The 26,219-nt window shown below is 74.2% G+C and carries 22 protein-coding genes; 17 read left to right on the top strand and 5 right to left on the bottom strand.

Going from position 1 to position 26,219, the window contains the following annotated elements:
* Nucleotides 1–126: 126 nt before the first annotated feature.
* The 8 genes from LO762_RS20890 to LO762_RS20855 all read left to right on the top strand — a co-directional run bounded on the left by LO762_RS20890 (nt 127) and on the right by LO762_RS20855 (nt 9,258).
* Nucleotides 127–897 (top strand): IclR family transcriptional regulator, encoded by a 771-nt coding sequence (locus LO762_RS20890; RefSeq protein ID WP_230617540.1) that lies wholly within the window; start codon nt 127–129, stop codon nt 895–897.
* A 161-nt stretch (nt 898–1,058) separates the two neighbouring features.
* Nucleotides 1,059–1,862: an ABC transporter permease gene (locus LO762_RS20885; RefSeq protein WP_230617539.1), complete on the top strand. Its 804-nt coding sequence runs from the start codon at nt 1,059–1,061 to the stop codon at nt 1,860–1,862.
* Nucleotides 1,859–3,490 (top strand): ABC transporter ATP-binding protein, encoded by a 1,632-nt coding sequence (locus LO762_RS20880; protein ID WP_230617538.1) that lies wholly within the window; start codon nt 1,859–1,861, stop codon nt 3,488–3,490. Before LO762_RS20885 ends, LO762_RS20880 begins: the two co-directional genes overlap by 4 nt.
* Nucleotides 3,491–3,511: 21 nt before the next feature.
* On the top strand, nt 3,512–5,119 hold the full coding sequence (locus tag LO762_RS20875) for an ABC transporter substrate-binding protein (RefSeq protein ID WP_230617537.1): 1,608 nt from the start codon (nt 3,512–3,514) through the stop codon (nt 5,117–5,119).
* A gap of 31 nt (nt 5,120–5,150) precedes the next feature.
* The gene (locus tag LO762_RS20870; RefSeq protein WP_230617536.1) at nt 5,151–6,182 is read left to right on the top strand and encodes an LLM class flavin-dependent oxidoreductase; all 1,032 of its coding nucleotides are present in this window, start codon (nt 5,151–5,153) and stop codon (nt 6,180–6,182) included.
* A gap of 4 nt (nt 6,183–6,186) precedes the next feature.
* Nucleotides 6,187–7,170, top strand: coding sequence for an ABC transporter permease (locus LO762_RS20865; protein WP_230617535.1), 984 nt, complete (start codon nt 6,187–6,189; stop codon nt 7,168–7,170).
* A 109-nt stretch (nt 7,171–7,279) separates the two neighbouring features.
* Nucleotides 7,280–8,296 (top strand): aldose epimerase family protein, encoded by a 1,017-nt coding sequence (locus LO762_RS20860; protein ID WP_230617534.1) that lies wholly within the window; start codon nt 7,280–7,282, stop codon nt 8,294–8,296.
* A complete protein-coding gene (locus LO762_RS20855) occupies nt 8,293–9,258 on the top strand; it encodes an LLM class flavin-dependent oxidoreductase (RefSeq protein ID WP_230617533.1) in 966 nt (321 codons plus the stop codon). The genes LO762_RS20860 and LO762_RS20855 overlap by 4 nt, the downstream gene beginning before the upstream one ends.
* 18 nt (nt 9,259–9,276) lie before the next feature.
* On the opposite strand, the gene LO762_RS20850 is transcribed toward LO762_RS20855, so the two are convergent.
* From LO762_RS20850 to LO762_RS20840, 3 genes are read right to left on the bottom strand one after another with little or no spacing between them, the layout of a single operon-like run.
* The gene (locus tag LO762_RS20850) at nt 9,277–11,082 is read right to left on the bottom strand and encodes an ABC transporter ATP-binding protein (protein ID WP_230617532.1); all 1,806 of its coding nucleotides are present in this window, start codon (nt 11,080–11,082) and stop codon (nt 9,277–9,279) included.
* Entirely contained in the window at nt 11,079–12,923 is a 1,845-nt protein-coding gene (locus tag LO762_RS33590; RefSeq protein ID WP_230617531.1) for an ABC transporter ATP-binding protein, read from the bottom strand. Before LO762_RS33590 ends, LO762_RS20850 begins: the two co-directional genes overlap by 4 nt.
* A 40-nt stretch (nt 12,924–12,963) precedes the next feature.
* Nucleotides 12,964–13,503 carry a hypothetical protein gene (locus tag LO762_RS20840; RefSeq protein ID WP_230617530.1) on the bottom strand — a complete coding sequence of 180 codons (540 nt, stop codon included), beginning with the start codon at nt 13,501–13,503 and terminating at the stop codon, nt 12,964–12,966.
* Between the two features lie 173 nt (nt 13,504–13,676).
* Between LO762_RS20840 and LO762_RS20835 the strand changes: the two genes are divergently transcribed.
* From LO762_RS20835 to LO762_RS20795, 9 genes are all read left to right on the top strand, one after another.
* The gene (locus LO762_RS20835) at nt 13,677–14,483 is read left to right on the top strand and encodes a BtpA/SgcQ family protein (protein WP_230617529.1); all 807 of its coding nucleotides are present in this window, start codon (nt 13,677–13,679) and stop codon (nt 14,481–14,483) included.
* Nucleotides 14,480–15,550 carry an SIS domain-containing protein gene (locus LO762_RS20830; protein ID WP_230617528.1) on the top strand — a complete coding sequence of 357 codons (1,071 nt, stop codon included), beginning with the start codon at nt 14,480–14,482 and terminating at the stop codon, nt 15,548–15,550. The genes LO762_RS20835 and LO762_RS20830 overlap by 4 nt, the downstream gene beginning before the upstream one ends.
* A 15-nt stretch (nt 15,551–15,565) precedes the next feature.
* Nucleotides 15,566–16,273, top strand: a complete 708-nt coding sequence (locus LO762_RS33585) for a cupin domain-containing protein (RefSeq protein ID WP_230617527.1) — start codon at nt 15,566–15,568, stop codon at nt 16,271–16,273.
* Nucleotides 16,270–17,112 (top strand): TauD/TfdA family dioxygenase, encoded by an 843-nt coding sequence (locus LO762_RS20820; RefSeq protein WP_230617526.1) that lies wholly within the window; start codon nt 16,270–16,272, stop codon nt 17,110–17,112. The genes LO762_RS33585 and LO762_RS20820 overlap by 4 nt, the downstream gene beginning before the upstream one ends.
* Before the next feature lie 20 nt (nt 17,113–17,132).
* Nucleotides 17,133–18,701, top strand: coding sequence for a pyridoxal phosphate-dependent aminotransferase (locus tag LO762_RS20815; protein WP_230617525.1), 1,569 nt, complete (start codon nt 17,133–17,135; stop codon nt 18,699–18,701).
* A 58-nt stretch (nt 18,702–18,759) separates the two neighbouring features.
* Entirely contained in the window at nt 18,760–19,023 is a 264-nt protein-coding gene (locus LO762_RS20810) for an acyl carrier protein (protein WP_230617524.1), read from the top strand.
* Entirely contained in the window at nt 19,020–20,609 is a 1,590-nt protein-coding gene (locus tag LO762_RS20805; protein ID WP_230617523.1) for a class I adenylate-forming enzyme family protein, read from the top strand. The genes LO762_RS20810 and LO762_RS20805 overlap by 4 nt, the downstream gene beginning before the upstream one ends.
* Nucleotides 20,610–20,648: 39 nt before the next feature.
* The gene (locus tag LO762_RS20800; RefSeq protein ID WP_230617522.1) at nt 20,649–22,034 is read left to right on the top strand and encodes an aldehyde dehydrogenase family protein; all 1,386 of its coding nucleotides are present in this window, start codon (nt 20,649–20,651) and stop codon (nt 22,032–22,034) included.
* An 81-nt stretch (nt 22,035–22,115) separates the two neighbouring features.
* Nucleotides 22,116–23,162 (top strand): ParB N-terminal domain-containing protein, encoded by a 1,047-nt coding sequence (locus tag LO762_RS20795; protein ID WP_374201582.1) that lies wholly within the window; start codon nt 22,116–22,118, stop codon nt 23,160–23,162.
* A gap of 35 nt (nt 23,163–23,197) precedes the next feature.
* On the opposite strand, the gene LO762_RS20790 is transcribed toward LO762_RS20795, so the two are convergent.
* Together LO762_RS20790 and cysS are read right to left on the bottom strand one after the other, a co-directional pair.
* Nucleotides 23,198–24,616 (bottom strand): hypothetical protein, encoded by a 1,419-nt coding sequence (locus tag LO762_RS20790; protein ID WP_230617520.1) that lies wholly within the window; start codon nt 24,614–24,616, stop codon nt 23,198–23,200.
* A 138-nt stretch (nt 24,617–24,754) separates the two neighbouring features.
* Nucleotides 24,755–26,155, bottom strand: a complete 1,401-nt coding sequence (gene cysS, locus LO762_RS20785) for a cysteine--tRNA ligase (protein WP_230617519.1) — start codon at nt 26,153–26,155, stop codon at nt 24,755–24,757.
* Nucleotides 26,156–26,219 lie beyond the last annotated feature (64 nt).

Here is a 26,219-nt window from a genome sequence, read left to right as displayed (position 1 = left end):
GCGGGGATGAGGGCGTCCCGGCAATATCCGGTCTTTCCAGTAGGAAAACTAGGACTCAGCCCCTAGGCATGTCAAATAGTGAAAAGGTAGTCTCACATCCTGCAAGCCGAACGAGAGGACCCCACCGTGACCCGTGCCGAAGGCGGACGGCAGACCGGCGCCCAGACGGTCGAACGCGCCTTTGACGTGCTCAACCACTTCAGGACGGTGCCCGGCACCGCGGGCATCTCCGAGATCGCCCGGCGGCTCGACCTGAACGTCAGCGCCGTCTACCGGATCGTGCGGGCCATGGAGCAGGCCGGGTTCCTCGAACAGGACCCGGCGACCCGCCGCTACCGGCTCGGCAGCGCCGTCGCCGGGCTCAACCGGGTGCTCAGCCACCAGCGCGGATTCCACCTGGCGCGGCCCGAGCTGCGCTGGCTGTCGCGGGAGGCCGGGGGCAGCGCGGCGCTCGCCCTGCGCGACGGCGACGAGGCCCTCGTCGTCGGCGAGGTCTCCGCCGAGTCGGGCGGCGCCGAGTGGGACGACGTCGCCGCCAACAGCGTCCCGCTGCACACCTCCGCGTTCGGCAAGGTCCTGCTCGCCTGGCCGGGCCCGGAGGAGGCGGACCTGGCGGCACTCGCCCCCCTCGTCCGCCGCACCGAACGCAGCATCACCGACCTGGCCGACCTGCGCGCGGAGATCGACCGGACCCGCGAACGCGGCTGGGCCCTCGCCGACCGCGAGATGACCCCGACCCAGCTCACCGTCGCCGCACCAGTGCGCGACCCCGAGGGCCGCGCCGCACTCGCCGTCGGCGTGGGCCTCACCTACACACCGGAGAACGCGGCACGCGTGGAGGCGCTCGCACCCCTGGTCACGGGCACCGCCGAGCGGCTGAGCACCGTGCTGACCTAACCGTCACGGGACCCGCCTCACGTGGGTGTGAGGCGGGCCCTGCCAGGTTTGAGTTGACGCGTCACCTCAACCAGCCGCATCATGGCGCGGTAGATCCCCTCGGCGGCCTCGCGGGCGGGGCTCGACCCTGTTTCCTACTTTTCCGATCGATTGGACAGAGAATGCACTCGCGTTTCGGCAGGCCGGGACCGGCGCTGGCGCTGGTCTGGCTGGCGCTCGCCGGTCTCGCGGCGCTGCTCCCGTCCTGGTTCGCCGCCCGCGACCCGCTCGCGGTCGCCCCCGCCGACCGGCTGCTCGGGCCGTCGCCCGCGCACCTGCTCGGCACCGACCAGCTCGGCCGCGACCTGTTCGCCCGGGTCGTGCACGGCACCGGCGCGTCCCTCACGGCCGCCGCGCTGGCCACCCTCGTCGGGCTGGTCGCGGGCGGCGCGCTCGGCCTGCTCGCCGGGTTCCTGCGCGGCCCCGCCGACACGCTCATCATGCGGCTCGTCGACCTGCTGCTGTCGATCCCCGGCCTGCTGCTGTCGCTCGCGCTCATCGCGGTGCTCGGGCCCGGCACCCGCAACGTCGCGGTCGCGGTCGGCGTCACCGGGGTCGCCGCGTACGCCAGGATCACCCGCGCCGAGGTGCTGCGGGTCCGCGAGGAGCCGTTCGTGGAGGCGGCGCGGGCGGGCGGCGCGCGGCTGCCGCGGGTGCTGCTGCGGCACGTGCTGCCGAACGCGCTCGGGCCCGTCCGGGCGCTGGCCGCGCTCGACTTCGCGGGCGCGATCCTCGCCGTCTCGGCACTCAGCTTCCTCGGCTACGGCGTCCAGCCGCCCGACCCCGAGTGGGGCGCGCTCGTCTCCGAGGGCCGGGACGCGCTGCGCACCGCCTGGTGGCTCACCGTCTTCCCCGGCCTCGCCGTCGTCCTCACCGTCGTCGCCGCCAACCGGGTGTCCCGCGCGCTCCAGGACGGCCCCCGATGAGCGGGCCGCTGCTCAGCGTCGAGGGCCTCACCGTCAGGTACCGGGGCGGCGACGCCGACGCCGCGCACGCCGTCGACCTGACCGTGGCGCGCGGCGAGACGGTGGCGCTCGTCGGCGAGTCCGGCTCGGGCAAGTCCACCACCGCGCACGCCGTGCTCGGGCTGCTGCCGCCGACCGCGCGGATCACCGGCGGCCGGATCCGGCTGGACGGCGCCGACCTCGTCGGGCTCGGCGACCGTGGGCTCCGCGCGGTGCGCGGCAGGCGGATCGGGCTCGTGCCGCAGGACCCCGGCACCTCGCTCAACCCGGTGCACCGGGTCGGCGCGCAGATCGCCGAGGCGCTGACCGCGCACGGCCTCGTCCGAGGACGGGAAGCGCACGACGCCGCCGTCGGGCTGCTGGAGCGGGTCGGCGTGCCCGACCCGGCGCTCCGCGCGCGCCAGTACCCGCACGAGTTGTCCGGCGGGCTGCGCCAGCGCGCGCTCATCGCGATGGCGATCGCCGCCGAACCCGACCTCCTCATCGCCGACGAGCCGACCAGCGCCCTGGACGTCATCGTGCAGCGGCGGATCCTCGACCACCTGTCCGAACTCGCCGCCGAGCGCGGGATCGGGCTGCTGCTCGTCACGCACGACCTGGGCGTCGCCGCCGAACGGGCCGACCGGATCGTCGTCATGGCCGGGGGCCGGGTCGTGGAGGACGGCCCGGCCGCCCGGATCATCGGCGCGCCACGGGACCGGCGCACCCGCGCGCTCGTCGCGGCGGCGCCCGGACTCGGCGGGCTCACCGCCGTGCCGCGCGCGCCGTCGGTCGTCCCGAAGGCGGCGGACGGGCCCGCGCACGCGCGGCTGGAGGGCGTCACCCGGGACTACCGGCTGCGCGGCGGCGGCACGCTGCGCGCGGTGGACGGCGTCGACCTCGACCTCGCTCGCGGCGAGACACTCGCGCTGGTCGGCGAGTCCGGGTCGGGGAAGTCGACGGTCGCGCGGATCCTGCTGCGGCTCGCCGAACCGACCGCCGGACGCGTCCTCTTCGAGGACCGCGACGTCACCGCGTTGCGCGGCCGCGACCTGCGGGCGCTGCGCCGCCGGATCCAGGTCGTCTACCAGAACCCCTACGCGTCGCTGAACCCGCGGATGACGGTCGAGCGGATCATCGCCGACCCGCTCGTGTCGTTCGGGATCGGGAACCGCGCCGAACGGGCCGACCGGGTCGCGGACCTCGCCGAACTCGTCGCGCTGCCGCCGACGCTGCTGCGGCGCGGGCCCGCCGAGCTGTCCGGCGGGCAGCGGCAGCGCGTCGCGATCGCCCGCGCGCTCGCGCCCGGACCCGACCTGCTGGTGTGCGACGAGCCGGTGTCCGCGCTGGACGCGACGGTCCAGGCGCAGATCCTCGACCTGCTCGCCGGGCTCCAGGAACGGCTCGGCCTCACCTGCCTGTTCATCTCGCACGACCTCGCGGTCGTGCGGCGACTCGCGCACCGGATCGGGGTGATGCGCCACGGCCGCCTCGTCGAACTCGGCGCGGCCGACGACGTCCTGACCCAGCCCGCGCACCCCTACACGGCGGCGCTGCTCGCGGCCGTCCCCGGCGCGCGCGTGCCAGCGCCACCGGAACCCACGAAGTAACAAGGAACAGGAGATCCCCCCATGTCCGCACGAAGAAGAACCCGCGGCGCCCTCGCCGTCGTGGCCGGGCTCGCGCTGTTCGCGTCGGCCGCCTGCGGCGGATCCGCCGAGGAGGCGGCACCGTCCGGCGGCACGCCCAAGCCCGGCGGCACGCTGACGTTCGCGCTCCAGTCGGCGCCGCTCAGCGCCAACCCGCGCGCGTTCACCGACAGCTCCTCGGTGTACCTCACCCGGCAGCTGTTCGACTCGCTGGTCGAGCAGGACCCCGGGACCGGCGCGATCGGGCCGTGGCTCGCCGAACGCTGGGACGTCAACACCGACGCCACGGCGTTCACCTTCCACCTGCGCGACGGCGTCACGTTCTCCGACGGCACCCCGCTGACCGCCGACGTCGTCAAGGCCAACTTCGACGACATCATCGCCAACCGGGCCAAGCTCAACCCGGCGCTCGCCCCGTCCGTCGCGAACCTGACCGGCGCGAAGGCCGACGGCGCCGCGGTGACCGTCACGTTCGGCAAGCCGAGCGCGCCGTTCCTGCAGGCGCTGTCCAGCCCCGGCCTGGCCATCGTCGGCGAGGCGACGCTGAAACTGCCGTTCGAGGAGCGCACCGACAAGGTCGTCGGGAGCGGCCCGTTCAAGCTCGACGCGTTCAGCCAGAGCGGCGCGACGATCAGCCGCCGCACCGGCTACGCCTGGCCCGCCGCGAGCGACGACCGCGCCGGTGACGCCTACCTCGACAAGGTCGAGTTCACCGCCGTCCCCGAAGCGGGCGTGCGGACCGGCGGCCTCCAGTCCGGCCAGGTCCGCGCCATCGGCGACGTGCCGCCCGCCGACATCCAGGCGCTCCGGGACGGCGGCCAGCAGGTCCTCGCCCGGCCCAACCCCGGCCTCGTGCTCGGCCTCGTGCCGATCCAGGAGCGGCCCGCCGTCTCCGACGTCAACGTCCGCAAGGCGATCGCGCTCGCGATCGACGGCGCCGAGGTGCGCGACACCCTGCTCAGCAAGGACTTCGCGCCCGCGACCAGCGTGCTCGCCAAGACCACGCCCGGTTACGCCGACCTCAGCGCGAAGATCAGGTTCGACCCGGCCGAAGCGGCGCGGCTGCTCGACGCGGCGGGCTGGACCCGGACCGGCGACGGCGTCCGGGAGAAGGACGGGCAGAAGCTCTCCCTGGTCGTCGGCTGGTTCCCCATCTACAGCGTCAACCAGAAGGCCCTGGAACTGATCAAGGCGCAGACCGCGAAGGTCGGGATCGAGCTGAAGCTGCTGGAGCAGACCGGCGCCCAGCTCCTCGAAGGGCTGAAGAAGGGCGACTACGACTTCTTCTGGACCAACGCCACCCACGCCGACGGCGACGTCCTGCGCGCCAGCTTCTCCGGCGCGCCGCCGAACTTCTACCGGATCGACGACCCCGCGCTGGAGAAGCTGCTCCAGCGGCAGATCGGCGAGGGCGACCCGGCCGTCCGGAACGCGACGCTCGCCGAGATCCAGCACCACGTCGTGGACCAGGCCCTGTACCTGCCGGTGTTCGAACTGACCGCGGTGCTCGCCACCGACGCGAAGGTCAACGGCGTCACGTTCACCGCCAGCTCCGGACTCGGCAGGCTGCGCGACGCCTGGCTGTCCTGACCCCGACCGCCCGAAGCCCCGGAGGGTACCCATGAAGTTCCTGCTGCTGCCGCACGTCCCCGCCCAGGACAGGTCCGACGAACTCCAGCTCCGCGAGCTGGTCGAGGACGCCGTCCTGGCCGAGGAGCTCGGCTTCGACGGCTACGGCGTCGGGGAGCGGCACGACCGTCCCGCGGTGTCCACCGCGCCGCCCGTGCTGCTCGCGCACATCGCCGCGCTGACGTCGAAGATCCGGCTGTTCACCGCCGTCACCACGCTCGGCATGCTCGACCCGCTGCGCGCCTACGAGGACTACGCGACGCTGGACAACCTGTCCGGCGGCCGGCTCGACCTCATGATCGGCAAGGGCGGCTACCCGCGCACCGCGAAGCTGTTCGGCGTCACGCCGGACAACCAGTGGGCGCGGCTCCAGGAGAACTACGCGCTGTTCCGCAGGCTGTGGGAGAGCGACGACGTCACCTGGAAGGGCGAGCTGGGCAGGTCGCTCGACGCGGCCGAGGCGCTGCCCCGGCCGCTGCAGCGGCGGCCGCGGGTCTGGCACGGCAGCGCGTCGAGCCTGGAGTCCGCGGACTTCGCGGCGCGGCACGGCGACCCGATCTTCTCCTCGAACGGGCGGGGCAGGCCCGAACCGTACGCGGAGCTGATCGGGCACTACCGGGAGCGGTGGGCGCACTACGGGCACGACCCGGCGGACGCCCTCGTCGGCATCGGCACCTCCGGCTACTTCGGCGCGCGGACGTCCCAGGAGGCCGTCGCGAAGTACCGGCCGGTGTTCGAGGCCCGGCTCGCCGTCAACAGGAAGTACGACGGCGGCTCGATCAGGTACAACGACGTCGAGGAGTGGGTGGCGCACAGCTCGGTGCTGGTCGGCAGCCCGCAGCAGATCATCGACAAGGTGCACGCCCAGCACGCGCTGTTCGGCCACGAGGCGCTGCACGTCCACGTGGACGCCACCGTGCTGGGCCGCGCCGACCACCGGGAGACGCTCGAACTGTTCTTCGCCGAGATCGCCCCGGTGCTGCGCCGGGAACTGCCGAGCCGACCGCTGACGGCCGGCCTGTAACACCATGGCCCGCTATCTGCTGGGACGGGCCGCCCAGACGCTCTTTGTCCTCTGGGCGGCCTTCACCCTCTCCTTCCTCGTCCTGTTCGCGCTGCCGAGCGACCCGGTCGCCGTCATGGTCGGCACGAACGTGGGCCTGTCCGAGGCCGAGATCGACGCGATCCGCGTCGACCTGGGCCTGGACGGCTCGCTGGCCGACCAGTACGTCGCGGCGCTGAACCGGCTCCTGCACGGCGACCTCGGCCACTCGGTGCAGCAGCGCAGGCCGGTGTCCGCGCTGCTCGCCGAGGCGCTGCCGCCGACCGCGGCGCTGGCCGCCGCCGGGCTCGTCCTCGGTGTGCTGCTCGGGCTCGGGCTCGCGCTCGCCGCGACGCTGACCCGGCGGCGCCGGCTCCGGGAGGCGCTGCTCACGCTGCCGCCGCTCGGCGTCGCCCTCCCGACGTTCTGGGTGGGGCTGCTGCTCATCCAGGTCCTCTCGTTCCGGTGGCCGCTGTTCCCCGCCGTCGGCGGCGACGGCCCGCGCGGGCTCGTCCTGCCCGCCGTCACCCTGGCCCTGCCGATCGCCGCGCTCGTCGCGCAACTGCTGGCGCAGAGCCTGGGCGAGGCCCTCACGACGGGCTACGCCGACACCGCCCGCGCCAAGGGCCTCGGCCGCCACACCGTCCTGTTCGGCCACGCGCTCCGCAACGCCGTCCTGCCCACCCTCGCGATGACGGGCGTCCTGGTCGGCGGCCTCCTGTCCGGCTCCGTCGTCGTCGAGACCGTCTTCTCCCGGCAGGGCCTCGGCCGCCTCGCCACCACCGCCGTCACCCACCAGGACCTCGCCGTGGTCCAGGGCCTGGTCCTCCTGGCCTCCCTGACCTTCGCCCTCACCAACCTCCTGGTGGACCTCGCCACCCCCCTCCTGGACCCCCGCATCCCCACCGCCTGGCGCCACCGCGCCCGGCCTCCCGGAACAAAGGCGGAGACCTCCGAAAAGAAAAGATAGGCGCCGCACCGGGTGTGCCACCACCGCTCCGCCGCTCCTGGACATTTCTCGGGACCGTCCGCGACCATGAGTCCCCGAAAGAAAGGCACACGGTATTCGGGGAGGGAAAGTGACGCGTATCCGGGTGCACCGGGTCGGTGAAAGCGCGGGACACGCGGGCCAGAAGCCGCGCGAAGTCGAGGGATACGAACTGGACAACGGCAGCGGCCTTTCCGTTCTCGTCTGGACCTACGGGGCGACCCTCGTGGAGGTCCGCGTTCCCGACCGGTCCGGCCGAATCGACAATGTCGTGCTGCGGCACCGGGATCTCGCCGACTACGAGGCACGCGCGCGGAATCCCTATCTGGGGGCCACCGTCGGACGTTTCTGCCGCAACATCGCGGGAAGCGCGTTCGACCTGGACGGGCGACGGCACCTTCTCGACCCCAACGAGGGAGGGCGTCACCACCTGCACGGCGGGACCCACGGCTTCGACCGGCTCGTCTGGAACGCCGAGGTGGAGGAGAACGCCGAGGACGTCGCGGTCAGGCTGCGGCTGGTGAGCCCGGACGGCGACCAGGGATACCCCGGGACGCTCACGGCCGAGACGGTCTACCGCGTGGACGTCCACGGACGGCTGACCTTCGAGCACCGCGCCACGACCGACGCCAGCACCGTCGTGGGATTCACCAACCACGCCTACTGGAACCTCGGCGGCACGACCATCGACGGCCACACGCTGGCGCTGAACGCCACACGGCGGCTCCGCTTCGACGCCGACCTCGTGCCGGCCCCCGGCGACCCGGTCCGCGTCGCGGGCACCGCGCTCGACTACACGACCGAGCGTCCGATCGGGGACCGGGCGATCGACAACTTCTTCGTCCTCGACGACCCCCGCTGGGCGGCGGTGCTCACCGAACCGCGCGGCGGGCGGCGCATGCGGGTGCGGACCGACGCGCCGGGCATCGGCGTCTACTCGGCCGACGGCTACCCGCGCCGCCCGCGCGGCGGCCTCTGCCTCGAAACGGGCGTCTTCCCCGACGCGCCGAACCGGCCGGACTTCCCCTCCGCCCGGCTCGACCCCGGCCGGGAGTACCGCAGCACGACGGTCCACGAGTTCCAGACCGACGGGGGCGAGGGCGCGTGACGCAGATCCACGGCGACACCGTGCGGTTCGGGATCCACTCGGGCCAGCTGCACGGGACGTTCGGCGCCTGCGCCGAGCTCTGGCGCGGGGCCGAGGAGCTCGGCTACGACTGGGTGTCCGTGTTCGATCACTTCCGCCCCCACCTCTATCCGCCCGACTGGCCCTGTTTTGAGGGGACGGCCATGCTCGCCGCCCTGGCCGCGACCACGGAGCGGATCCGGTGCGCGCTGCTCGTCTCCACGGCGACCTGGCGGCACCCCGCCGTCCTCGCGAACGTCGCCGCCACCGTGGACCACATCTCCGGCGGGCGGCTGGAGTTCGGCGTCGGCGCGGGCGGCCCCGACCGCGCCCACCAGCAGTACGGCATCCCCTTCCCGGCCGCCGCCGAGCGGCTGGACGTGCTCGACGAGGCGTGCACGGTGCTGCGCGGCTTGTGGGACGAGGACGTCACGACGTTCAAGGGCGAGCACTTCCGGCTCGACGGGGCGCGGCTCGCCCCCAAACCCGTCCAGAAGCGCCTGCCGCTGGTCATCGGCGGCGACGGGGCCCGGCGCACCCTCGGGATCGTCGCGCGGCACGCCGACATCTGGAACACGCTGGCGAGCTCACCCGAGACCTACCGCACGAAGCTTCAGGCGCTCGCCGGGCACTGCGCCGCGGCCGGTCGCGACCCGGCGGACATCCGCGGGTCGCTCACCTTCCGCGCGGTGCTCACCGAGTCCCCGTCCGGTGGCCCTGAGCGGGCGGCGGCACAGGTGGACGGCGCGCCGGAGGAGATCCGGCGCGAGTACCTGACGTTCGGGACCCCCGAGGACTGCGTCGCCGACCTCCTCGCCTACGCCGACCTGGGGGTGCGGGACTTCCTGCTCGCGGTGAAGCCGCCGGTCGACTGGCGGACCGTCGAACTCGTGGCGACCCGGGTCGCCCCGGCCGTGCGCGCGGCGGTGCGGCGGCGCGGGTGACGCCACCCGCGCCGCCCCTCAGGAGATCCGGTAGGCGTCCGCCTGCATCCGGTACAGCGTCGAGTACGTGCCTTCGCGGGCGATGAGGTCCTCGTGGGTTCCCAGGTCCGTCACCACGCCGTCGTCCACGACGACGATGAGGTCGGCCATCCGGACCGTCGAGAACCGGTGCGAGACGACCAGGGTGACCGTCCCGTACGCCTCGGCGAGCGCCCTGGCCAGGACCATCTGGCGGCGGTAGAAGACGTACTCGCCGCGCGCGTCCAGCGACGCCGTCGGCTCGTCGATGACGCACAGGAGCGGCGCCTCCCGCATCCGGGTCCGGGCCAGCGCGACCCGCTGCCACTGGCCGGTCGACAGCTCCACCCCGTCGAACTCGGCGCCGAGCTGCGTGTCGAGCCCGGCGGGCAGCCGCTCGACCACCTCCTCGGCGTCGGCGTCGGCGACGGCCCTGGCGATCCGGTCCGGCCTGCCGAGCGCGGCGAGGTCGCCGATCCCGACCGACTCGCGCGCCACCAGGCGGAACCTGGCGAAGTCCTGGAAGTTGGCCGTGAGGTGCCGCCACCAGTCGCGCGGGGCGAACTCGGCGAGGGGGACGCCGTCGACGGCGATCGTCCCCTCGGTGGGCTCGTACATCCCGCACAGGAGCTTGACCAGTGTCGTCTTGCCCGCGCCGTACTCCCCCACGAACGCGACGGTCGCTCCGGCGGGGAGCTTCAGGGTCACCTCGCGGACCACCGTCTCCGACGTGCCCGGGTAGGCGAACGAGACGCGGTTCATCGTGATGCCGTCGCGGAGCCGGGGCAAGTGACGGTCCTCCGGCGCGGCCTCGGGCACGGCGGGGAGCGCCGCCTCGCGCGGCCCACTGTGCTCCCTCAGCCAGGTGAAGGCGTCGAGCGCGCTGATGCCGTGGGACATCCGCTGCAGGGACCTGACGATGCCCTCGGCCTGGACGCGGAGCGTTCCGGTGAGCGTGACCAGCACGATCACGTCGGCGGGCCCCGCGTGGCCTCGGGTCACGTCGCGGATGAGCAGCAGCAGGGCGACCGTGTACCCCCCGGCGAACAGCGCCCAGCCCACGGTGGCGATCGCGGCGGCCGTCCAGTGGCCCCGCTCCTGGCGCCGGATCAGCCGGTCCCAGGTCCGCCGCTCCCGCGCGCGCAGCGCCTCGCCCGCGCCGGCCACCAGGATCTCCCTGCCGGAGACCGGTTCGGTGGCGAGCCGGTGCAGGTGCTCGGCGAGGCGCGCGTCCCGCGCGGACGCCACGACGCTGCGGCGCGCCGCGCGCTGGCTGCGGTACAGCAGCCACACGGCGGGGACCAGCAGGGCCGCGAGCAGCAGGAGCACCGGCGAGATGAGCGCGAAGACGACGAGGACGACGACGAGCCGGACCAGCGCCGCGACACCGTCGACCAGCACCCACGCCGACCGCGCGATGAGGTCGCCCGCGCCCCGGGCGAGCGCGACCTGGTCCGCGTACTCGGGGCTCTCCAGGTGCTCGATGCCCTCGCGCCGCGCGATCAGCGCCAGGATCTGCTCGTCCACCCGCACGCTGTCGGCCTCGGACAGCAGGTAGATCATGTTCATCCGGGCCGACACGCCGAGGATGGAGACGGTCCAGCTGACGGAGCCGACCATCGTGGCGACGACGACCGCGACCACGTCTCCGGCCAGCGCCCCCTTGAGGAGCGCGTGCATCGATCCGGCGAACCCGCCGGTCGCGAGGACGTCGAGGAGGAGCAGGCCCGCGAAGGCGCCGACTAGGCGGCGGTCGCTCCGCCACGACTCGCGATAGAAGCCCAGCAGCGTCGAGTACCGCCTCATGGGAAGACCACCCCGTCCGATGTCCGCTCATCGTTGAACCGTTCGTCCGTGAACCGTTCGGCCTGCATCGTGAACATCCGCGCGTAGGCGCCGTCCAGCGCCATCAGCTCGTCGTGCGATCCCGTCTCGGTGATCCGGCCGCCGTCCAGCACGGCGATGCGGTCGGCCGCGCGCACCGTCGAGAGGCGGTGCGAGATCAGCACGACGCTGACGCCGGGCGTCTCGCGCGCCACCCGGGTGAACACCTCGTGCTCGGCGCGCACGTCGAGGTGCGCGGTCGGCTCGTCCAGGACGAGGAGGCGGGCCCCGCACTCCACCGCGTACAGCGCCCTGGCGAGCGCGACGCGCTGCCACTGCCCGCCGGAGAGGTCGACGCCGCCGGGATGGGCCCGCGCCAGCGGGGTGTCCCACCCGGCCGGGGCGGCGGCCACCAGGTCGGCGATCCCGGCCCGGACCGCGACGGCGTCCAGCCGGTCCTCGTCCACCGCGCACCACGGGGCGCCGAGCGCGACGTTGTCGCGGAGGGACAGCTCGTAGCGCACGAACTCCTGGAACACCACGGAGACCCGCCTGCGCCAGGACCGCAGGTCCACGCCGTCCAGCCGGTGCCCGTCCACGGTGACCGATCCGGCGGTCGGGGTGCGCAGCCCGGTGAGGACGTCGGTGAGCGTCGTCTTGCCCGCGCCGTTCACGCCGACGAGCGCGAGCACCTCACCCGGGACGATCTCCAGGTCGAGCCGGTGCAGGACGGGCCGGGGCGCGCCCGGGTAGCGGAACTCCACGCCGTGGAACCGCACGCGGGGCGGCGTCGCCGACTCCGCGAGCCGGACGCCGCCCGTCCCGCTCCCCGCCTCGAACCGCTCCTTCAGCCGGTCGGTGGCCTGTAGCGCGGGCAGCCCGGCGAACTCCACGTCGAACGCCTCGGTGTCCCACCGGGCCACCGCGGTGATCGCCCAGAACGCGCTGAAGTAGAGCGCCAGTTCCTCGATGGAGAGCGTGCCGCGGGCCATGGCGACGGTGAGGATCTCCAGGCCGACGGCGGCGGTCACGGCGAGGAGGGCGAACGGCGCGAGGAGCCGGCGGATCAGCTTCCGCCGGACCGCGGCCACCCGCTCCACCCGGTCGCTCGCCAGGGCGCGGAACCGGCCGAGCGCCCAGTCGGCGAGGCCGAACGTCCGCAGTTCCTTGGCCGCCCACGGCGCGGCGAGGATCTCGGTCCAGTAGCCCTCCCGGCGCAGCGTCGGCGCGAGGTCGCGGATGACGGCGTGCTCCGCGAGCCACTCCCGGCGGCTGACGGCACGGGCGAACAGGGCGGCGGCGAGTGTGCAGAGCGCGATCGGCACCGAGAACCGCGCCACCACCACGGCCGCGAAACACGCGCCGAACGTGCGGGTGGTGATCGCCAGCTGGCCCACCGCGCCGGTGCCGAACGAGTAGAACACCCAGTTCGGCAGGCCCTTCAGCACCGCGAGCGACAGGTCGTCCCGCACGCCGGGCTCCTCCAGGCGCCAGGCGCCGCCGGGCCGCGTCACCAGCTTCGTCACCCGCCTGCGCTGCCAGGCGTTCACCCGCTGCGCGGCGCCGACGCGCAGCGCGGAGTGCATGAACTCCAGTCCCTGCGAGGCGAGGACGAGGACGCCGACGGCCATGCAGAGCGCGGCGAGGGCACGCGGGTCGGGGCCGTCCGAGATCAGCCGCCCGACCAGGAGTCCGGTCACCCATCCGGTCGCCGTCGGGAGCAGCGCGAGCGACAGGTTCACCGCCCACAGCAGCGTCCAGGTGGGTCGGCCGGTGACGCGCAGGACCGCGAGCAGCCGCCAGCGCAGGACGAAGCCGGCCACCAGTGCGGCGAAGGGGTTGCGGGGCCTGGGGCCGCGGCGGTCATTCCGCAGGTGTCGCAAGGGGTTCTCCGAGATCGTGCTGGAGGTGGATCCGCCGCCTTCGCCCGTCGTCGAGCACGGGCCCGTGCCTGCGGAACCCGAGGAGCTCCAGGAGCCGGACGACGCGGGTGAGATCGGGGTTCGCCTCCGCGCGCAGCGCCTGCGCGCGGAGCCCCACGGCCTCCTCCAGCGCCTTCCGCACGCACATCGGGCCCAGCAGCGCGGTGTCGGCGACCCGGTCGGGGCGGACGGCCAGACGTTGGAGGTAGGCGGCGCGCCGCACTCGTGGAAAGGAGGCGGGCACCGGCGAAAAGGGCGGATTCCAGGTGAGGGTGAACATCGCCGCCGCGACGCCCCCGTCCCGGAAGAGGTGAACGGAACCGGATCCCACGAGTCTCTCGGTGTTCTTCCGATCACGTCGGGGAGCCGGAAGTCCGTATGCGGACGCGGCGAGGGAATCGGACCGGAGCAGGAGGTCGTGCACTTCTTCCGGCGCGGTGGCGATCTCCCATCCCGAGGTCCGCTCAGGCGGTGGTTCCATGGGCGGAAATATCGGTGACGGGATTCGTGTTCGTCCACCCCGCATTTCGCCGACGCCGTTCGACCGCGGATACCGCGCGGTCGAACGGTACGACCGCACGATCGACATTTCGCGGTGCGGCGCGTTTCAATCGGCCTGACCCGATGGCGAGCGGCGGAAGGCGGAATAACACGATGGCCACCTCCAGGCGGCCGGGCAAGGTCTGTTATGGGGTGATCCATCTCGGGCCTTTGCCGGGCACCCCTTTTTATGTTCCGGGTTCCTTCGACCGGGTGGTGGCGGACGCCCTCGGCTCGGCGCTCGCGCTGCACGAGGGCGGCGCGCACGGCTGTCTCGTGCAGACGGCCGACCGCGTCTACAGCACCCGCGACGAGGCCGATCCGGCGCGGATCGCGGCGGTGAGCCTGATCGTGCGCGCCATCGCGGAGCGGACCGGCGGCGGGTTCCGCGTCGGGGTCCAGATCATGCGGCACGCGACCCGGGCGTCGCTCGCGGTCGCCAAACTCGCCGGCGGCGGGTTCGTGCGGGCGGGCGCGCTGGTCGGCGCCACGATGAGCAACCACGGCCTGGTGAACGCCGAGCCCGCCGACGTCATGGCCTACCGGCGGACGATCGACGCGTGGGACGTGGAGCTGGTCGCCGACGTCGACTCCACGCACTTCCAGTGGTTCGGCGGAGGCAAGCCGACCGCCGACGTCGCGCGCGCCGCCCGGCTGGTGGGCGCCGACGCCGTCTGCCTCGGCGGCCCCGACGAGGAGCGGACGCTGGCGACGCTCGCGGCGGTGCGGGCCGCGGTTCCCGGGCTCCCGCTCTTCCTCGCCGGGCACACCACACACGAGAACGCCCGGCGGCTGCTGGCGGGCGCGGACGGCGCGTTCGTCGGCGGCTGCCTCACCGACGACGGCTGGAACGGCCCCATCCGCGCCGAGAAGGTCGCCGCCTACATGGAGATCGTGCGTTCGCTGGACGACGCCGGATGAGCGGGTACTCGGCAGCGCACATGCTGCGGCAGTCCCGCGCGCTGGGCGCCGACCTGCGCGCGCTCCTCCCCCGGCTCGAAGCCGAAGCCGACACGGTCGTCCGCGCGGCTTCGGCCCGCCCGGTCCGGCGGGTGGTGCTCACCGGCAGCGGCGACTCCTACCACGCGGCGCTCGCGGCGGCGATGGCGTTCGAGAGCCTCGCCGCGCTGCGCTGCGACCCGGTGCCGACCCAGCGGTTCCTCGACTACGGCGCGGTCGGGCCCGGCGCGGACGGCACCGGCACCCTCGTCGTCGGGATCTCCAGCTCGGGCCGCAACCGGCGGCTGGCCGAGGCGCTGCGGCGGGCGGGCCCGCGCGGCTCCGCGACGCTCGCGGTCACGGCGGATCCGGACAGCGCCGTGGCGCTCGCGGCGGACCACCGCCTCGTCGTGCGGACCTCGGCCGCCGAGCCGTCCCCCGGCATCCTCACCTACCAGGCGAGCCTCGCCGCCCTGGCGGTGGTCGCCGTCCGGCTGGCCGGGCGGCGCGGACCCGTCCCGCCGGAAACGCTGCTGCGGGAGTTGCGCGCGCTGCCCGACGAGGTCGAGCGCACCGCCGCCGCCGTCGAGACGCCCTGCGGTGAGCTCGCGGCGAAGCTCGTCGCCGCCCGCCCGGACGGGCCGGGGCCGCTGGCGGTCACCGGAACGGGCCCCGCGCTCGGCACCGCGAAGTACGCGGCGGCGAAGGTCGTCGAGGCGTGCGGGGTCGCCGCCTTCGGCCAGGACCTCGAGGAGTGGTGGCACGTCGAGCGGCACGCCCGGCCGGGCGACGCGCCGCTGGTCGTCCTCGCGCCGCGCGGCCGCGCCGCCGGGCGCGCCGCCGAACTCGCGCGCGGCGCCGTCGCGCTGGGGCGGCCCGTCGTCGTGGTCGGCCCGCACGACGCCGGGACGCCGCCCGGATCGGTCCTCCTGCCCGTCCTCGGCGCGCCCCGCGAGGAGTGGACGCCGCTGCTCCACCACGTGTTCGCGGGGTTCCTCGGCGCCCGGCTCGCCCTGGAGCTGGGCCGCGTCCCCTTCACCCCCGTCTAGTCTGGAGGCTGGATCGTGACCCCAGAACGGCCGCGCCCTACGACGGCGGAAGTCCTCGACCTCGCCTACCGGCGCCTGGAGGGGCTGCCGCGGGCCGAGCGCGACGACGCGCTCCAGCGGTTCCTGCTGCTGGCCTTCGGCGTGCCCCCGACGCGGGCGCGGGACCAGGCCGAAGGCGGCCGGGTCAACACGGCGGTCGCCCTGGCCCGGTGGGCCGACGACGACGGGCTCGCCGACGGCCTCGCGCAGCGCCTCGCCGTGCTCATGTCGCCGCGCGGCACCGACGTCGGCTCGGTGGAGGGCGTCACGGGCCAGCCGCTCCTGTCCAACGGCTTCCTCGGCGCCGACCTCATCCACGTGCCGGCGGGCCGGGGATTCGCCCCGCACGTGCACCGGGGCGACCACCTGCTGTTCGTCGTCGGCGGCCGTGGCACGATCACCGCCGCCGGGGAGATCCTGGAGACGGCGCCGGGCCAGGCGTACCTCGTCGCGGGGCTCCAGCCGCACGCCGTCGGCGCGATCAGCGACCACGTGCTGCTGTCGGTGGGGGTCTCGCACCGGGCGCTGGACAGCGCGGACAGGCAGACGCTCGTGCCGTTCAGCGACCTGCTCGCCGCCGACGGCCTGATCCGCTGCCGTGTCTGCGGCCTGTCCGCGCCCGGGGAGCACGCGCTGCGGCGGCTCGGCTGCGGCCACGCGCCGGTCGGCGGCGGTGCGCCGTGATCGGGGTCTTCCGCCCGCGCCCGTCCGACCCGCACGTCGCCCGGCGCCGTGCCGTGCTCCAGGGCGGGCTGCCGCTGCCGGAGGCGACGGGCGCGCCGATCACGCCGGACGCCCTGGCGGGGCGCCCGTCCGCACCGCCCGGCCGGGACGGGCTGCTCCGGGCGGACCTCGCCGAGCCCCTGTCCACCGAGCGGTTCCTCGCGTTCGGCGACGGGCTGGGGAAGCCGCTCCCCGAGAGCGACCCCTTTGTGCTGCCGTGGGTGGAACACGGGGTGGTCCTCAACCTCGTCGACGAGTACGCGCACCCCGAGGACCCCGCCCGCCAGCCCTTCAGCGCGGCGGCGCTCACCCTGCACTCCGAGCGCAGCGACCGCGCCGTGGCGGCGCAGCCGCGCTACGTGGTGCTGATGTGCTGCGCCGCGGACCCGGCCGAGCGGCTCGCGCAGACCGTGCTCGTCCCGATGGCCTCGGTGCACGACGCGCTGACGCCGGACGAGCGGCGTGTCCTCGCCGCCACCAGGTGCCGGAGCGACCACGACGTCCCGCCCATCCTCCGGTACGTCCAGGGGCGGCCCGTCTTCGCGTTCCGCGACCTCGGGGACGCGCCGTTCCGCTGGGTCTGCCCGGACGGCGCCGCGAGCCCGGCCGAGGTCGACGGCGCGCTGCGCGCCCTGCTCGCCGCGATGTACCAGCCACGGAACGCCACGGGGATCCGGTGGCGGCGCGGCACGCTCGCGGTCATCGACAACACCTTCTCCTTCCACGGCAGGAGCGCCGCCGGCGCCGCCCGCCGACCGCGCCGACGCCATCTCAAACGGCTCCGGATCCGCCACCCCTGAACCGTCCTGCGAGGTCCCGTATGACTCTGTTCGCCACGCCGCGCGCCGCCGTCCCCGCGCCGCCGCCACAGCCGGACCGCCCGCCCGGCGCGGCCGCCCGGCCCCGGGGAACGCGGCTCGACCCGGCGGCCGACGCCTGGCTGGCCGACGTCTTCGACCGGGCCCGCGACCCGTCGGACCCGTTCGAGCTCCGCGACCTCGTGCTCGGCCAGGTCGAGGCGAGGCTCGGCCGGGACGGGCGGCGTCCGGAGCTCGCCGAACGCTGGCGCGCCGCGACCCCGCGCCGCCGGGTGACGGGCGAGGAGATCCTCGGTTCCCGCGCGACGGTGCGGATGGTGAAGGAGCTGTTCAACCACTACTTCAGGGACGACCTCTACGGCGTGCTGCGCCCCCGCGCCGACCTCATCCTGTCCGGCGGCTCCGTGGACGAGGAGGTCTGGGGCCTGCCCGGCGCGCTCAAGGACGCCGTCACCTACGCGCTGTCGCGCGACTGGTACGGCTACTCCGACTCGCGCGGGCGCGCCTCGTCCCGCGAGGCCGTCGCCGCCTACGAGTCGGCGCGCGCGGCGGGCCCTGCGTACGGCCCGGAGAACATCGCGCTGACGATGGGCGCGACCTTCACCATCAGCATGCTCGCCGACTTCATCCTGCTCCACACCGCGCGCACCGCCGCGCCCGCGCTGTGCGCCATCCCGAACTACCCGCCGCTCGTCGAGTCGGTGGCCCGGCGCAAGGACGTGCGGCTGGTGCCGACGCCGTCGGAGGACGGGACGACGACGCTGCGGCCGCTGATCGACGCGCTGCGGCCGGACACCCCGCTGGTGCTGCTCCAGACCGCCGCGAACCCGACGGGGGCGGTCGTGCGGGAGGCGGAGCTCGCCGAGCTCATCCGGGCGGCCGACCCGGCCACGATGATCATCCTGGACGAGTGCCACGAGTGGCTCGGCCCGGTCGCCCGGCCCTCGGCGGCGCGCTCGGCCCCGAACGTCGTGCGGGTCACCAGCCTGTCCAAGACCTGGTCGGCGCCCGGCCTGAAGATCGGCTGGATCATCGCGGACGCGGCGTTCATCGACGAGTACTACGAGTTCGCGTCCAGCACCTTCGGCGGCCCGCCCTCGGTCTTCTACACGCTGGTCGAGGTGCTCGCCCGGCTGGAGCGCTGGCTGATCACGTCGGTCGAGGACGTCACCGGGGCACACCTCGCGGAGTTCGACCCCGGCTACGGGATGGACCTCGCGTCACTGCAGCGCGCCTACACCCGGTACCGGGAGGAACGGCTGTCCAGGACCGACAGCCTGACCGCGCTGCGCGAGGCCGCCACCGCGCGGCTCGACCTGCCGGGGATCTCGGTGACGCCCGCCGTCTGCTCGATCAACGTCGCGCTGAGCTTCGACGGCTACGACAACTCCTATCTGTGCTTCCGGAGCCTCCTGAACGACACCGGCGTCTCGGTCTTCCCCGGGATCCTGACCTTCTGCCTCTCGGGGGGCGTCGCCCGCGTCACCACGGCGCGCCGCTGGGACGAACTGTCCACCGCGATCGACCGGCTCGCCCGGCACCGGCCGCCCGGCGGTGTTCGACCGCGGTGACGCCGCACTCGAACACGCCGCGCCCGCGACACCATGACGTGAAGGGAGAACCACCCGCATGGACGACCTGACCGAGGTCATCGCCTCGCTCGTGGCCCGGCGGCTCAAGGACGGGGCGGCCCCCGCCGGGATCGACCCGGACGCGCCCCTCAGCGGCCTCGGCCTGGACTCGATCGCCGTCGTGTCGCTGATGGTCGAACTGGAGCGGCGGCGCGGCGTGACCCTGCCCGCCGAGCTGGTCAACCGCGCCACGTTCCGGTCCGTGCGCACGCTCACCGAGGCCGTTCGGCGGGCCGAGAGCGCGGCGGGACGGCTGCCGTGAGCCCCCGCACGGACCACGACGGCGCGCACGCCCACCCCGCCGCCGACGGCGCGCGCTACCCGACCATCGTGGAAACCCTCGTTTCCCGCGCCCGCACCGGCCCCGACCTGCCGTATCTCACCTCGGTGGCGGCCGACGGCGCGACCGCCACGATGAGCTTCGGCCAGCTCGACGCGTGGAGCGCGCGCTGCCGCCACTGGCTCCGCACCGCGCTCGGGGTCGCGCGGGACGACGTCGTCGGCCTCCTCCCGGTCAACGACCCCGCCTCGGTGGTGGCGCTGTTCGGGCTCCTGCGCGCCGGAGCCGTCTGCCTCGTGCTCAACCCGGCCGACCCCCCGGCGCGGATCCACGACCAGCTCGCCGCGCGCGGCGCGAAGGCGGTGCTGTGCGCCTCCCCCGCCGACGCCGAACGCCTCGGCCACGGCGCCGTCGCCGTGCCGCGCTTCGAGCGGGCGCCCGACCCGGTCGGCGACGCCGCCGACGCGGCGGTCCGGCTCGACGACGACGCGCTGTTCTTCGGCACGTCCGGATCGACGGCGGCGGCCAAGACCGTCGCGCAGACCCACCGCAACGCGGCGGCCAACGCCGAGGCGCTGCGCCGCCACCACCGGCTGCGCGCGGGCGACCGGGTGCTCGGCTTCCTTCCCGTCCACCATGTCAACGGGGTGCACACGACGCTCTTCGCGCCGCTGCGCGCGGGCGCGCACGTCGTCCTCGCGGCGGCCTTCGACCCGTTCGCCTACCCCGGGCTCATCGAGCGGTTCCGTCCCCGGATCGCCAGCGCGGTGCCGAGCGTCCTCGACACGCTGCTGGCGACCTGGCGCGAGCCGCGCCTCCCGTCCGGCTTCGACTACTTCCTCACCGCCGCCGCGCCCCTGTCCGTGCGGACCGCGCACGACGTCCACCGGCGGCTCGGCGCCCGGATCGTCCAGGGGTACGGGCTGACCGAGACGACCAACTTCGCCACCACGATGCCGATCGACCTGTCCCCCGACGCTTACCGTGCCGTCATGGTCGACACGGACGTCCCGCCGGTCGGCGTGCCCCTCTTCGGCAACGAGGTGACCGTGCTCGACCCGGCGGGCCGACCCGTCCCGCCGGGCGAGGTGGGCGAGGTCTGCATGCGCGGACACAACGTCATGTCGCGGTACGCGGGCAACCCCGAGGCGACGGACGAGGCGTTCCGCGGCGGCTGGTTCCACTCGGGCGACCTCGGCCGACGCGCCCTGGACCCGCACACCGGACGCGAACTCCTCGTGCTGACCGGACGGCTGAAGAACATCGCGAAGGTGCACGGCGAGGCCGTCTCGCTGGAGGAGATGGAGCACGCGCTGCGCCGCCTGGACGGGGTCGCGGACGCCGCCTGCCTCGCCGTTCCGGACCCGGTGGAAGGGGAGTCCGTCGTCGCGGTCGTCGTCACCGGAACCGGGCGCGAGGCCGACATCAGACGGCATCTCGGCGCGTGTTTCCCGCCGCACGCGCTGCCCCGCCGGATCATCCTGGCGCCCCGAATACCGCGCACGCCCACCGGAAAGCTCCAGCGGCCGCGCCTGCTCGCCGAATTCGGCCTGACCCCGCCTGACTAGCCGGGTCGAACAGAACATTACTGGCCTATATTCTCGGCTATGAGGCTCACTCCGGAACGCGCAGGTCTCAGCCGCGGCGATTCCCCGCCGCTCACCGATCCCCGCACCGGCACGCCGCGCGGCGGGCCGCCCGCCGCCGGTCCCGTGGAGGTCGCGGAAGGCGTCGCGGCGGCCGCCGCCGCGCGGCCCGCGTGGGCGGGCCTGACCACCGCCGAACGGTCGCGCCGCCTGCTCCGCCTCGCCGACTCCCTGGAGGAGGCCGTCGAGGAGTACGCCGCCGCCGAACGGGCCGGTACCGGCAAGCCCGCCGACGCGGCGAGGGAAGAGGTGCTGGCGGCGGCCGACGTCGTCAGGTTCTACGCCGGGGCGGCCCGCGCCGCGCAGGCGCCCGTCGCCGGCGGCCACCTGCCCGGCCGGGAGAGCTGGGTCCGGTACGAGCCGCTCGGCGTCGTCGCCGCGATCGTCCCCTGGAACTACCCGCTGCTCATGGCCGCGTGGCGGATCGCGCCCGCGCTGGCGGCGGGGAACACCGTGGTGCTCAAACCCGCCGAGACCACCCCGGAGTCGGCGCTCCTCCTCGGCGAGCATGCCGCGCGGACGCTCGGCGACTCCGTGCTCCGGGTGCTGCCCGGCGGGCGGGACACCGGACGCCTCCTCGTCGAGTCGGCCGTTGACGCGGTCGCCTTCACCGGCAGCGTGGCGGGCGGCCTCGACGTCGCCGCCCGCGCCGGACTGCGCCGGGTCAGCCTGGAGCTCGGCGGGAACTGCGCCGCCGTCATCCTGCCGGACGCCCCGCCCGAGACCTACGCGCGGCTGGCGGCGGCCGCCGTCTACAACGCGGGGCAGAGCTGCGCGGCGCCCGAGCGGGTCATCACCCTGCGCGAGAACTACGACGCGGTGGTCGACCGCCTCGTCGAGGCGGTCGCCGACTTCCATGGCGGCGCCGACTTCGGCCCGCTCAACAACCCGGCGCAGCTCGCGCGGTACGACGGGATCCTCGCGGCGTCCGGCGCGGGCGGGAGCTTCGCGGGCGAGCTGCGCCTCCTCGACGGCGACCACGCCGACGGGCACTGGACGCCGTTCCGGGTGCTCTACGACCTCGAACCGGACGATCCCGCCGTGCGCGAGGAGACGTTCGGCCCCTGTCTCACCGTCCAGGCGGCCGACGACGTGGCGGACGCCGTCCGGCTCGCCAACGGCGTGCCGCAGGCGCTCGCGGCGAGCGTGTGGGGCACCGCGGCGCACACCCTGCTCTCGGTGGCGGCCGCGCTCGACGCGGGCGAGGTCTGGCTCAACTGCCACCTCGACCAGACGCCGGAACTGCCGCACGGCGGCCGCCGCCAGTCCGGGCACGGCACCGACCTGAGCACGCTCGCGCTCGCGGAGTACCAGCGGTTCAAGACCGTCACGGCACGGCTCGGCTGACCGGCGCGCCCCACCCCTCCGGCGCGCCGGAAGAACGGAACACGGCGGCCGGTCCGGTGCGCCGTCGAACGACGACAGCCCATGGTGACAATGATCGCGCGTGTGCGCACACCTGTCGGGGAGAAAATCGTGAAAAGCATCTCAGCCCCTGTTTTCCGGCAGGGGGGTCTGGCTCCGCAGTCCTTCAGGACTCCGGATCTGATCAACATAAGCAGCCTTGTCGACGCCCATTCTCCGCGCAGTTCCGGGGAGGACGCCGAGCATGTGCGGCGGCTCGCGAGTTCGGACCTTCCGTTTCCGCCGATCATCGTGCACCGCCCCACGATGCGGGTCATCGACGGCATGCACCGGGTGCGCGCCGCCCGGCTGCGCGGCGAGAACACCATCGAGGTCGAGTTCTTCGACGGCAGCGAGGACGACGCGTTCCTCATCGCCGTCAAGATCAACGCCAAGCACGGGCTGCCGCTGTCGACCGCGGACCGGACCGCCGCCGTGCTGCGGATCTTCCGGTCGCACCCGCAGCTCTCCGACCGGCTGATCGCCGAGGCGACCGGCCTGTCGGCCCGCACGGTGGGAACGATCCGGCGCCGCGTCCCCGGCGCCGAACTCCCGTCGCGGGTGCGCGTCGGCAAGGACGGCAGGGTCCGCCCGCTGAACGCCGCCGAAGGGCGCAGGACCGCGGCCGCGATCATCGCGGCGAACCCCGGCGCGTCCCTCCGCGAGGTCGCCGAACAGGCGGGCGTCGCGGTCTCCACGGTGCGCGACGTCCGCGAACGCCTGAAAGCCGGGCGGGATCCCGTCCCCCGCCGCCTCCTGCAACTGGAGGACCACGGCGACGACGCCGAGGTCGTGGTCCTGGCCGCCGGGAGCGGCGCGCCCTCCGCGCGCGACCACCCGGTGAGCCCGGCCGTCGCGCTGCAGCGGCTGCGCCGTGACCCGTCGCTCCGGTTCACCGACGCGGGCCGGTCGCTGCTGCGCGTCATGGGGTCCCACGTCTTCGACAACGACATGTGGGAGCAGCTCGTGGACGGGGTGCCCGCGCACTGCGCGTCCTCCGTCGCCTCCCTGGCCCGGCGCCTGTCCGAGGACTGGCTGAGCTTCGCGCAGCGCGTCGAGGCGCGTGACTGAGCCCGGCGCGACCGCGACGTCCGCCCCGGCCCGCCTCAGGCGCGTCGCGCGGAGTCCCTGACCGGCACCCCGAAGGCGAGCAGGCGGGTCCGGATCCCGTCCGCGCGCGCCCAGTCTCCGGCCGCTCGCGCCTCCTCCCGAGCGGCCACCAGCAGCGCGATCTCCTCGTCCGAGGCACCGGACGAGACGAAAGCGCGCGGGGCGCCGTCGAGCTCGCGCTCGGTGAGCGCGCCCAACCCGAGCCCGAGCAGGGCGTCCGCCGCCGCGACCAGCACCCGGCCGCCGTCAGGGCTGAGGTCGGAGCGCCGTGCCGCCGCCTGGAGCACGGCGAGCGCCCGCGCGGTGTTGAGGTCCGCGCAGACCGCCGCGTCCAGCTCGTCCAGCAGCCGTGCCGCGACCGGATCGGCGTCCCCGAGCCTGGCCCGCGCCGCGCCGTGCGACGTGAGCGGGGCGGCACCGGCCCACGGCGCCAGTTTGCGGACGAGCCTGCGCAGCGTCGCCTGCGCCGCCCGCAACGCGTCCTCGGTGTAGTTCATCTGGTTGCGGTAGTGGCCGCCGAGCAGGAACAGCCGGTAGGCCATGGGGTGGAACCCCCGGGCGACGAGTTCGGGCAGCCCCGACGCGGTGCCCCGCGCCATCGGGCGGGTGCCCATGTGGAGCTCACCGTGGTGGCTCCAGTGCCCGACCCACGGGCGTCCGTCGTCGAGGAGCGCCTCGCTCTGCGCTATCTCGTTGACGTGGTGGAGCCTGCGGTGGCGCTGGCCGCCGGTGTGCAGGTCGAAGCGCTCGCCGAGCAGGGCGCGGCTCATCACCGAACAGGGCAGGTGCCCGCCGGGCAGCCCCCAGCCCCAGGGCGACGGCCAGCCCTGACGGCCGTGCCGGGCGCCGTCGACCGTCCGCCAGAGCGCGAAGTCCGTCGTGCGCCGCCGTCCCGGCGCCGGTCGCGCCCGCGCGCCGAGCCGCTGGCCCGGCGCGTTCATGACGGCGAGCGCGCCGTAGGCGGCGACCCTTCCCGTGTCGAAGTACAGCCCCGACTCGGTGGGGTAGGCGTAACCGCGCGCCTCCAGTTCACCGGCGAACTCCACCATCGCGTCGACATGATCCGAGGCCCGCGGATAATGGTGCGCGGGCAGCACGTTCATCGTCGCGAGATCCCGCAGGAATATCCCGGCGTAGTGTTCGGTGACCTCCGCGAACGACCGGCCGCCCGGTGCGGCGTTCTCCCGGGTCTGCCGGATGTCGGTCAGCGTGACGACATGGCGGACCGGTGTTCCCTTCCACCGCAGCGCGCGCCGGATGACGTCGACGCACACATATCCGCGGATGATGCCCAGGTGTGGGGGCGCGAAGACGAGGGGTCCGCAGCTGTACACGCCGGCGACCGGCCCGGACGCCCGGAAGACCTCCGTCCGGTCGGTCAGCGAATTGAACAGCAGGAATGGCCGGTCCGACAAAGCGCCCCCTTTCCTCGGGAAAGTCCAGCGGTGCCTGGATCGCGAAGCTACCAAAGGCACCACGGCGGGGAAAGGCGTGTGCGCGGGGCCGCCGTTCGAGTGCGCATATTCACCGGTCGAACGGCGCCCACGGCCGGATCACGGCATTCCGCGCAGCTTCCAGCGGGGGCCGGAAGCGGTATCCTCTATCTCCAGTCCGGATTCCTGAATCCTGGTCCGGAGCGCGTCGGCGGCGGCGAAGTCACCGCGCGCGCGTGCCTCCTGGCGCTGTTCCAGGACCACGTCCGCGAGCGCGCCCACGACGTCGAGCAGCCCGCCGGTGTTCCGCGCGCCGCTCCAGCGCGGCTCGGTCGGGTCGAGCCCGAGGACGCCGAGCATCGCGCGGACCTCGCCCAGCCGCTCGGACGTCGCCGCCTTGTCCCCGGCCCGCAGGGCGACGTTCCCCTGCCGGACGGCGGTGTGCACGACGGAGACGGCCTGGGGCACGCCGAGGTCGTCGTCCATCGCGGCGGCGAAGGCGGCCGGCACCGGCGCGGCCGGGGGCGGCCCGACGAGGTCGACGGCGCGCTCGATGAAGCTCTCGACGCGGGTGAAGGCGGCGTCCGCCTCGCGCAGCGCGCCGTCGCCGTACTCGATGGTCGAGCGGTAGTGCGGGGTGGCGAGGTAGTAGCGGAGCACGATCGGCCGCCAGCGGGCGAGCAGGTCGCGCACGAGCACGGAGTTCCCGAGGGACTTGCTCATCTTCTCCCCGGAGAGGGTGACCCAGGCGTTGTGCACCCAGTAGGCGGCGAAGTCGTCGCCGTAGCCCCGCGCCTGGGCTATCTCGTTCTCGTGGTGCGGGAAGACCAGGTCGATGCCGCCGCCGTGGATGTCGAAGGCCGCGCCGAGGTACTTGTGGGCCATCGCGGAGCACTCCAGGTGCCAGCCCGGACGGCCGGGCCCCCACGGGGTGTCCCAGGACGGCTCGCCCGGCGCCGCCGCCTTCCACAGGGCGAAGTCGCGGACGTCGCGTTTGCCCGTGCCGCCCGCGCCCTCGGCCGGGACGTGCAGGAGGTCGTCCAGCTCCTGCCGGGACAGGGCGAGGTAGCCGGGCAGCGACCGGATGTCGAAGTAGACGTTGCCGTCCGCCGCGTACGCGTGCCCCCGGTCGACGAGGACCCGGACCATCTCCACCATCTCGGGGATGTGGCCGGTCGCGCGCGGCTCGTACGTGGGCGGCAGGCAGCCCACCGCCTCGTAGGCGGCGTTGAACGCCCGCTCGTTCTCGTACCCGATCGCCCACCACGGCCGTCCCTGCTCGGCCGACTTCCGGAGTATCTTGTCGTCGATATCGGTGACGTTGCGGACGAAGGTGACGTCGTACCCCCGGTGCGAAAGCCATCGGCGCAGGATGTCGAAATTGAGTCCTGACCTGATGTGGCCGATGTGCGGCGCGCCCTGCACCGTCGCCCCGCACAGGTAAATCGAGGCACGACCGGGAACCAGTGGATGAAAGTCCCGGATCTGACGCTGCCTTGTGTCGTACAGCCGGATCGTCATCCGTCGAGACTATAGATTCCCCGAGGCCAGGGACAAGATCGGCAGTATGTGCCGCGTACGTCTT

Source organism: Actinocorallia sp. API 0066 (genome assembly GCF_020991275.1).
Lineage (GTDB): Bacteria > Actinomycetota > Actinomycetes > Streptosporangiales > Streptosporangiaceae > Actinocorallia.
The sequence above is the reverse complement of the archived record's forward strand: the minus strand, read 5'-3'. Positions and strand labels throughout refer to the sequence as shown.

What these genes read in the sequence shown, in the direction of transcription:
- LO762_RS20880 (WP_230617538.1), top strand. Translation starts at nt 1,859, where the DNA reads ATGAGCGGGCCGCTGCTCAGCGTCGAGGGCCTCACCGTCAGGTACCGG.
- cysS (WP_230617519.1), bottom strand. Translation starts at nt 26,155, where the DNA reads ATGACGATCCGGCTGTACGACACAAGGCAGCGTCAGATCCGGGACTTT.
- LO762_RS20850 (WP_230617532.1), bottom strand. Translation starts at nt 11,082, where the DNA reads ATGAGGCGGTACTCGACGCTGCTGGGCTTCTATCGCGAGTCGTGGCGG.
- LO762_RS20830 (WP_230617528.1), top strand. Translation starts at nt 14,480, where the DNA reads ATGAGCGGGTACTCGGCAGCGCACATGCTGCGGCAGTCCCGCGCGCTG.
- LO762_RS20835 (WP_230617529.1), top strand. Translation starts at nt 13,677, where the DNA reads ATGGCCACCTCCAGGCGGCCGGGCAAGGTCTGTTATGGGGTGATCCAT.
- LO762_RS20840 (WP_230617530.1), bottom strand. Translation starts at nt 13,503, where the DNA reads ATGGAACCACCGCCTGAGCGGACCTCGGGATGGGAGATCGCCACCGCG.
- LO762_RS20870 (WP_230617536.1), top strand. Translation starts at nt 5,151, where the DNA reads ATGAAGTTCCTGCTGCTGCCGCACGTCCCCGCCCAGGACAGGTCCGAC.
- LO762_RS20875 (WP_230617537.1), top strand. Translation starts at nt 3,512, where the DNA reads ATGTCCGCACGAAGAAGAACCCGCGGCGCCCTCGCCGTCGTGGCCGGG.
- LO762_RS20885 (WP_230617539.1), top strand. Translation starts at nt 1,059, where the DNA reads ATGCACTCGCGTTTCGGCAGGCCGGGACCGGCGCTGGCGCTGGTCTGG.
- LO762_RS20795 (WP_374201582.1), top strand. Translation starts at nt 22,116, where the DNA reads ATGGTGACAATGATCGCGCGTGTGCGCACACCTGTCGGGGAGAAAATC.
- LO762_RS20865 (WP_230617535.1), top strand. Translation starts at nt 6,187, where the DNA reads ATGGCCCGCTATCTGCTGGGACGGGCCGCCCAGACGCTCTTTGTCCTC.
- LO762_RS20800 (WP_230617522.1), top strand. Translation starts at nt 20,649, where the DNA reads ATGAGGCTCACTCCGGAACGCGCAGGTCTCAGCCGCGGCGATTCCCCG.
- LO762_RS20810 (WP_230617524.1), top strand. Translation starts at nt 18,760, where the DNA reads ATGGACGACCTGACCGAGGTCATCGCCTCGCTCGTGGCCCGGCGGCTC.
- LO762_RS20815 (WP_230617525.1), top strand. Translation starts at nt 17,133, where the DNA reads ATGACTCTGTTCGCCACGCCGCGCGCCGCCGTCCCCGCGCCGCCGCCA.